At 73.0% G+C, this 7515-nt stretch carries 7 protein-coding genes; 2 read left to right on the top strand and 5 right to left on the bottom strand.

The window, feature by feature from the left end:
- Positions 1-575 precede the first annotated feature (575 nt).
- Complete coding sequence (gene trpS / locus IE248_RS16255; RefSeq protein ID WP_190031020.1) at positions 576-1574, top strand: tryptophan--tRNA ligase; 999 nt, start codon at positions 576-578, stop codon at positions 1572-1574.
- 53 nt (positions 1575-1627) lie between these two features.
- Here trpS and proC read toward each other — a convergent pair whose 3' ends face one another.
- The 5 genes from proC to IE248_RS16230 form a co-directional block, all read right to left on the bottom strand.
- Positions 1628-2437 carry a pyrroline-5-carboxylate reductase gene (gene proC, locus IE248_RS16250; protein ID WP_037797989.1) on the bottom strand — a complete coding sequence of 270 codons (810 nt, stop codon included), beginning with the start codon at positions 2435-2437 and terminating at the stop codon, positions 1628-1630.
- A gap of 87 nt (positions 2438-2524) precedes the next feature.
- The gene (locus IE248_RS16245; protein WP_073797978.1) at positions 2525-3262 is read right to left on the bottom strand and encodes an ABC transporter permease; all 738 of its coding nucleotides are present in this window, start codon (positions 3260-3262) and stop codon (positions 2525-2527) included.
- Positions 3259-4056, bottom strand: coding sequence for an ABC transporter ATP-binding protein (locus IE248_RS16240; RefSeq protein ID WP_124289169.1), 798 nt, complete (start codon positions 4054-4056; stop codon positions 3259-3261). Before IE248_RS16240 ends, IE248_RS16245 begins: the two co-directional genes overlap by 4 nt.
- Positions 4057-4142: 86 nt before the next feature.
- Positions 4143-4679 (bottom strand): hypothetical protein, encoded by a 537-nt coding sequence (locus IE248_RS16235; protein WP_037797982.1) that lies wholly within the window; start codon positions 4677-4679, stop codon positions 4143-4145.
- 75 nt (positions 4680-4754) lie between these two features.
- Positions 4755-5057: an SH3 domain-containing protein gene (locus tag IE248_RS16230; RefSeq protein WP_037797979.1), complete on the bottom strand. Its 303-nt coding sequence runs from the start codon at positions 5055-5057 to the stop codon at positions 4755-4757.
- Positions 5058-5187: 130 nt separating this feature from the next.
- On the opposite strand from IE248_RS16230, the gene IE248_RS16225 reads away from it, so the two are divergent.
- Positions 5188-7329 (top strand): serine/threonine-protein kinase, encoded by a 2142-nt coding sequence (locus tag IE248_RS16225; protein WP_308438152.1) that lies wholly within the window; start codon positions 5188-5190, stop codon positions 7327-7329.
- The last annotated feature ends 186 nt before the right edge of the window (positions 7330-7515 follow it).

The following is a 7515-nucleotide window of genomic DNA, read 5'->3' as shown; positions in this document are numbered from 1 at the left end:
GAGTCAGTCCCGCTCGCTTTCCAGGTGATTCGCTTTCGCGTTTTCCCTTTCCGGCGATTCCGACTCTATCAGATCCTTTCGGGCCTGACCCCCAGTCAGCGGGGTTTGCCGTTGGGGCTGTTGGGCCCTTGCGACGAGTGAGACAGTAGCGGATTCCCTGCCCCCGAACCTAATCGGCGGCCGCGTCCTGGAACGCGGATTCCTCATTCGCAAATACGCATCAAAAACGAGCCGACACAGTGCGTCGTTCGTTCGAATGTGTAGTGCGGGATGGCTGTCCGGGGACCGACCGGGGTCGGCTCTCACGTCGGACAACTCGAAGAACCTTACGGACCGAGGGCAGGTGTGTCAACCCTGGGACAGGCGTCACTCTCCGGGGCTAGCCTGGGTCCCATGACCACGCATGCGCTCACGCTCAACCTGCGCTGGTGGGCCGCCTGACGGCGGCCGACCATCCACACGAGCACGCATGCGCTCACGGCCGCCGCCTCGGCGGCCGTTCTCGTTTCTCCCCTCCCGGGAGTGGCTCGGTCGCCCGACGCGGCGGCTCCGACACGAACAGGGAGACAGAGGACATGACGAGGATCTTCAGTGGGGTCAAGCCGACCGGGCACCTGACGCTGGGGAACTACCTGGGGGCCGTCCGGCAGTGGGTCGCCGCGGACCAGGCGCCGGAGGACGCGCTGTTCTGCGTCGTCGATCTGCACGCGCTGACCATCGAGCACGATCCGGCGCGGGTGCGGCGGCTGAGCCGGGAGGCGGCGACGCTCTTGCTCGCCGCCGGGCTGAGCCCCGAGAAGTGCACGTTGTTCGTGCAGAGCCACGTGGACGAGCACACCCGGCTGGCGTACCTGCTGGAGTGCACCGCCACCGACGGGGAGTTGCGGCGGATGATCCAGTACAAGGAGAAGGCCGCCGCCGCGCAGGCCGCGGGGGCCGGCGTACGGCTGTCGCTGCTGACCTACCCCGTGCTGATGGCGGCCGACATCCTGGCCTACGACACGGACGAGGTGCCGGTGGGCGAGGACCAGCGCCAGCACGTCGAGCTGACGCGGGATCTGGCGGTGCGGTTCAACCAGCGGTACGGGCCCACCTTCGCCGTGCCGAAGGTGACGCTGCCGGCCGTGGCCGCGCGGGTCATGGACCTCCAGGACCCGACGTCGAAGATGGGGAAGTCCGGTGACGCGGGGGCGGGCGTGGTGTTCATGCTCGACGAGCCCGGGGTCGTCCACAAGAAGGTGATGCGGGCCGTGACCGACAGCGGGGACGGCGGTGTCGTCTACGACCGGGCCGCGCGGCCCGGGGTGGCCAATCTGCTGGACGTCCTGGGCGCCTGTACGGGCGCGGATCCGGCGGTGCTCGCCGAGGGGTACGGCGGGTACGGGGCGCTGAAGCGGGACGTCGCCGATGCGGTGGTGGAGCTGCTGCGGCCGGTGCGGGAGCGGCACGCGGAGCTGGCGGCGGATCCCGGGGCGGTGGAGAAGGTGCTGCGGGCCGGGGCCGAGCGGGCCCGGGGGCTGGCGCGGCCGGTGGTGGACCGGGCGTACCGGGCGATCGGGCTGCTGGAGCGCTGAAGGGGGCCGGGTGGCGGGCCCCCGCCGGCGCGGGGGCCCGTACCGGCCGGCCGTCAGCTGTTGCCGGAGGCGAGCTCGCGGCTGCGGTCGCGGGCGGCTTCGAGGGCGGCGATGAGGGCCGCCCGTACGCCGTGCTTCTCCAGCTCGACGATCGCGTTGATGGTGGTGCCGGCCGGGGAGGTGACGGCTTCGCGGAGCTTGACGGGGTGTTCGCCGCTGTCGCGGAGCATCACGGCGGCGCCGATGGCGGCCTGCACGATCAGGTCGTGGGCCTGGGCGCGGGGCAGGCCGAGGAGGATGCCGGCGTCGGTCATGGCTTCGACGAGGAAGTAGAAGTAGGCCGGGCCGGAGCCGGAGAGGGCGGTGGCGGCGTCCTGCTGGGATTCGGGGACGCGCAGGGTCTTGCCGACGCCGCCGAAGATCTCCTCGGTGTGCTGGAGGTGGGCGGCGGTGGCGTGACTGCCGGCGGAGATGACGGACATGGCCTCGTCGACGAGGGCCGGGGTGTTCGTCATGACGCGTACGACGGGGGTGCCGGGGGCGAGCCGCTCCTCGAAGAAGGAGGTGGGGATGCCGGCGGCGCCACTGATGACGAGGCGGTCGGCGGGGATGTGCGGGGCGAGTTCTTCGAGGAGTTTGCCCATGTCCTGCGGCTTGACGGTGAGGATGAGGGTGTCGGCGCGCTTGGCGGCTTCGGCGTTGCTGACGGCTTCGACGCCGTAGCGGGTGTGCAGTTCCGCGGCGCGCTCGGGGCGGCGGGCGGTGACGAGGAGTTTCTGGGCGGGCCGGCCGCCGCGGATCATTCCGCTGAGCAGGGCCTCGCCGATCTTGCCGGTACCGAGGACTGCGACTGTCTGGGTCATGCCCGATCCACCTCGTCTGCGATGCGTGTACTCCCTCCTCATCCTCGCACCAGGGCCGGGGTCGGCGGCGAGGCGTCCGGATCGCGGTCAGGGGGTGCGGCGGCGGAGGGTGGCCGCGCCGAGGGCGAGGACGAGCAGGGCGCAGGCGGCGACGATGACGGCGTCGCGGACGAAGTCGGCCGTCATGTCGGTGTGGGTGAGGACCTGGGTCATGCCGTCGACGGCGTAGGACATGGGCAGGACGTCGGAGAGGCCTTCGAGTACGGGGTGCATGGTGTCGCGGGCGGCGAAGAGTCCGCAGAGCAGCAGCTGCGGGAAGATCACGGCCGGCATGAACTGGACGGCCTGGAATTCGGAGGCGGCGAAGGCGGAGACGAACAGGCCGAGGGCGGTGCCGAGGAGCGCGTCGAGGAGCGCGACGAGCAGGAGCAGCCAGGGGGAGCCGGTGACGTCGAGGCCGAGGAGCCAGAGGGCGAGGCCGGTGGCGAGGACGGACTGGACGACGGCGACGGCGCCGAAGGCGAGGGCGTAGCCGGCGATGAGGTCGCCCTTGCCGAGCGGCATGGCGAGGAGGCGTTCGAGGGTGCCGGAGGTGCGCTCGCGGAGGGTGGCGATGGAGGTCACCAGGAACATCGTGATGAGGGGGAAGATCCCGAGGAGGGACGCCCCGATGTTGTCGAAGGTGTGGGCGTCGCCGTCGAAGACGAAGCGGAGCAGCGTCAGCATCAGTACGGGGACCAGGAGCATCAGCGCGATGGAGCGCGGGTCGTGGCGGAGCTGGCGCAGGACGCGGGCGGCGGTGGCGGTGGTGCGGGCGGTGTTCATCGGGCTTGGGTCTCCTGGGTTTCCCGGGCGGCGGCGCCCGCTTCGTCGACGAGGCGGAGGAAGCCCTCCTCGACGGTGGTGGTGTCCGTGCGGGTGCGCAGTGCGTCTGGGGTGTCCTGGGCGAGGATGCGGCCTTCGCGCATGAGGAGCAGGTCGTGGCAGCGCTCGGCCTCGTCCATGACGTGGGAGGACACGAGGATCGTGGCGCCGCGGGTGGCGGCGATGTCGTGGAAGAGGTTCCAGAGGTCGCGGCGCAGGACGGGGTCGAGGCCGACGGTGGGTTCGTCGAGGACGAGCAGTTCGGGGGTGCCGAGGAGTGCGACTGCGAGGGAGACGCGGCTGCGCTGGCCTCCGGAGAGGTTGCCGGCGAGGGCTCCGGCGCGGCTCGTGAGGTCGACGTCGGTGATGGCGCGGTCGACGGCGGCGCGGCGGCGGTCGGCGGCGGCGCGGCCGGGGTCGAGGACGGCGGCGAAGTAGTCGAGGTTCTGGCGGACGGTGAGGTCGTCGTAGACGGAGGGCGCCTGGGTGACGTAGCCGATGCGGGAGCGGAGCTCGGGGTGTCCGGCGGGTCGGCCGAGGACGTCGAGGGTGCCGGTGACGTGGGCCTGGGTGGCGACGACGGCGCGCATGAGGGTGGACTTGCCGCAGCCGGAGGGCCCGAGGAGGCCGGTGATGCGGCCGCGGGGGACGTCGAAGTCGAGGGAGTCGAGGACGGTGCGCGGGGTGCGGCCGGTGCCGCGGCGGACGGTGAGGCCGTGTGCGTGCACGGCGACCGCCGGCGGGTTATTCATCATGTGATGAATAATGCTCCTGGCTGTGCCGGGGCGTCAACCGGTACGTCGACCGGGAAGGGGTTCTCGCGGGCGCTGCCCGCCGCCCGCTACTTCTTGCGCTTGGGGCGGCGCGCGGCCGGGTTGCCCGTGCGGGAGCTGCGGCGACGGGCGAATTCGGCGGTGGCGCGCTCGTACTCGGCGCGGCGCAGCTGCTCGCCGGGCGCCTCGACGAAGCAGCGCAGGAAGTACGCGATGAGGGAGCCGATGAAACCGATCGTCTTCAGGCCCTTGAGCGCGGCCTCGTCAGAGGACGGGGCGGGGCGGCGCCGGAAGGAATCCCAGGTCTTGGCGAAGGCGATCGAGCTGGCGACCGCGAAGAGCACCACGACGGAGATGCTGAGGAAGGGGCCGACGTTGCCGATCTCCAGGCCCTCGTAGGCGAAGCGGAGCAGCAGCGCGGCGGCGAAGGCGGTGACGAGCGAGCCGATGGCGAGGCCGACGCGGAGCAGCGCGTAGCCGCCGTCGTGGTCGACCCAGGTCGTGCCGAAGAACCGGATCGGCTCGGGCTGCGGTCCGGCGGCCGGGGAGGCCGGCGCGGCCGGGGCCGGCCCGGCGGGGGTCTGGTCTCGCTGGTCGTCGCTCACACCAGCGATTATCCACCGCCGGGCCGGGGCGGCCGGGCGCGTCTCACGTGTCAGACCGCCCGCGCCCCGATGGGGCTAGGCGCAGCGATTGGTGACGTAGCCGTCGGCACCCGTCTTGACGTACGAGTCGGCGACGTACTGGCCGTTCCCGATGCAGTCCCAGATGCTTGAGGTGCCGCAGGGGCCGCTGACCCGCTCGCCGGGCGTCTGGCAGCGGATCGTCACGGAGGCTCCGTAGGGCAGCACCTTGACGATCGGGTACGTGGTGGACGGGCCGCTGCGGACGTTCACCCGGTAGCCCGGCGCGACCGGAAACGTCTGGAATCCGGAGCCGTCCGACGCACTGGCGACTTGGCTTGATTCATTCTCAACCGACATGTGAAATCTCCCCCCATGGGTGTTGCGCTGCGCAACTCGCGCAGGGTAGCAGGACCTTGGAGCCGCCCCGGGGCCATGGACTAGGCTCCGTCGGGGGTGGTGGACGGTGCATTCGCTGCGCGCGGATTACGTGGGGTTTCCGGAGTACGCCGGGCAGTACCGGCTGGAGTCCGTGCTCGGCTCCGGCGGGATGGGCGTCGTCCATCTGGCCACGTCAGGGTCGGGGCTGAAACTCGCCGTCAAGATCGTGCATCCCGAGCACGCGGTGGATCCGGAATTCCGGGCGCGGTTCCGGCAGGAGGTCGCGGCCGCGCGGCGGGTGAGCGGAGCGTTCACCGCGCCCGTCGTGGACGCCGATCCGGATGCGGAGCGGCCGTGGATGGCGACCCTGTTCATCGACTCCCCCACGCTCGCCGAGCGGGTACGGGAGCGGGTGCTGGACCCCCCTGAGCTGACGCGGCTCGCCGCCGGGCTGGCGGAGGCGCTGCGCGACATCCACCGGGCGGGGGTCGTGCACCGGGACCTGAAGCCCAGCAACGTACTGATGGCCCCCGACGGGGTACGGGTGATCGACTTCGGGATCTCGCGGCCGGCCGACAGCGATCTGCGGACCGAGACCGGGAAGCTGATCGGCACGCCGCCGTACATGGCTCCGGAGCAGTTCCAGCGGCCCCGGGAGGTCGGGACGGCCGCGGACGTCTTCGCGCTGGGCGCGGTGCTGGTGCACGCGGCGACCGGGCGGGGGCCGTTCGACTCGGACAGCCACTACCTGGTGGCGTACCAGGTGGTGCACAGCGAGCCCGATCTGACGGGGCTGCCGGCGCGGCTCGCGCCGCTCGTCGCGCGGTGCCTGGCCAAGGAGCCGGCGGAGCGGCCGACGGCCGAGGCGCTGATCGCGGAGATGCGGGCGATCGCGTACCCGACGGCCGAGGACACCCAGTCGTTCGTACCGCGGCAGCGGCCGCGGCGGCCGGTGGCGGCGGCGCTCGCGGCGGACGAGGCCACGCACCTGCGGGAGCGGGTCGCGGTCGGGGACGCGGGTGCGGCTGCGGCTGCGGCTGCGGCTGCGAGCGCGGGTGGGAGTCGTGGGCGCCGGCGGCGGGTGGCCCTGGCGGCGGCCGGGCTCGGGCTGCTGCTCGCGTGCGGCGCGGCCGGCGGATACCTGATGTCCGGACCGTCCTCCGGCCCGGAACGTCTCGCCGCCGAGGCGGCGGCAACCGCCGGGTCCGCGCCGAAGCCCTTCGCCCCGTGGACCGCGTCCCTGGGTGACCGGGCCTCGACCTGTTCCTGGAGCGCGGCGGCCCTGTACTGCTCGGGGCCCGGTACGGCCGTGGCCCGGCTGGACCCCGCGAACGGTTCCCTGCTGTGGTCGGCCCGCACGACGACGCCGGGCACGCTCCAGACGGGCGCTCCCCTCCACGGCGGCGGGCTGGTGCTCACGGTCACGGAGGGCGGCAGGCTGCTGCGGGCCCTGGACCCGGCGACGGGTACGGAGCGGTGGAACCGGAAGATGCCGCAGGGCGCGCAGGCGGTCGGGGCGGGCTCCCGGGTGCTCGTCGCGTCCGCGGACGGGAAGGCCACCGCGCTGGACGCGGCGAGCGGCGCCGTCCAGTGGACGAAGCAGGTCGGCGGGGTGGGCTCCCTTTGGCGGGCGGGATCGGAGGAACCGGGCAGCGACCCCGTCCTCTACGTCTCGACGCCCGCCGCGGACGGCAAGTCGACACAGGTGGCGGTGATCGATCCGGCGAACGGAACGCCGCGCACGCAGGTCCGGGTGGCCGGGACGGCCGAACCGTTCGGGCTGTCGCACGGCAGCCTGTACCTGCTGGCCAATGACGCGCAGCTGATGGCGCACTCGGTCGTGCGCGTCGAGCTGGGCTCGCGCACGGTGCGGTCCGTACGGCTGTTGGCGCCGATGCTCCAGGCCCAGGCGACGGTCGGACCCGACGGGGTGGCCTACGTCTTCGGCATCTCGGGCGCGCTGGCCGCCGTGAACGGGGAACGGGAGCAGTGGCGGCTGGAGACCGGCGTCACCGCCGCGTCGGGCCCCGCCGCCGGGGAGGGACGGGTGTACCTCACGGCCCTGGACGGGCGGCTGCTGGCGGTGGACGCCGCGACGCACCGGCTGGTGGGGCAGACCAAGCCCCGGATGGGCGGCGACAAACTGGCCCCGACCCTCCCCGCCCCCGTACTCGCCGCCGGCAAGGTCTACGCCTCGGCCCCCGACGGCTCGGTCTTCGCGGTGGACGGTACGAACCCCGCGGGGTGGTGACCGGAGCCCGCCCCGCCACCGACGGACGGAGTCCGGCGCAGCGCACCGCAGCCGGAGAGGCGCCCCGCGCCGAACCGCGCAAGGCGCGCGTCCGGAAGGAGCCGGAGCGAACCCCGCGGGGTGGTGACCGGAGCCCGCTCTGCCGCGCCGCGCCGCGCCCCGCCGGGTGGTGGCCCGGCGGGGCGG

It is taken from the genome of Streptomyces goshikiensis, from assembly GCF_014650555.1.
Taxonomy (GTDB): Bacteria; Actinomycetota; Actinomycetes; order Streptomycetales; family Streptomycetaceae; genus Streptomyces; species Streptomyces goshikiensis.
Note: the sequence above shows the minus strand (reverse complement) of the source record. Positions and strands in the feature narration are given on the sequence as shown.

Bases quoted from the DNA above. Each gene is read 5' to 3' on its own strand.
- trpS (WP_190031020.1), top strand. From the start codon at position 576: ATGACGAGGATCTTCAGTGGGGTCAAGCCGACCGGGCACCTGACGCTG.
- proC (WP_037797989.1), bottom strand. From the start codon at position 2,437: ATGACCCAGACAGTCGCAGTCCTCGGTACCGGCAAGATCGGCGAGGCC.
- IE248_RS16245 (WP_073797978.1), bottom strand. From the start codon at position 3,262: ATGAACACCGCCCGCACCACCGCCACCGCCGCCCGCGTCCTGCGCCAG.
- IE248_RS16240 (WP_124289169.1), bottom strand. From the start codon at position 4,056: ATGATGAATAACCCGCCGGCGGTCGCCGTGCACGCACACGGCCTCACC.
- IE248_RS16230 (WP_037797979.1), bottom strand. From the start codon at position 5,057: ATGTCGGTTGAGAATGAATCAAGCCAAGTCGCCAGTGCGTCGGACGGC.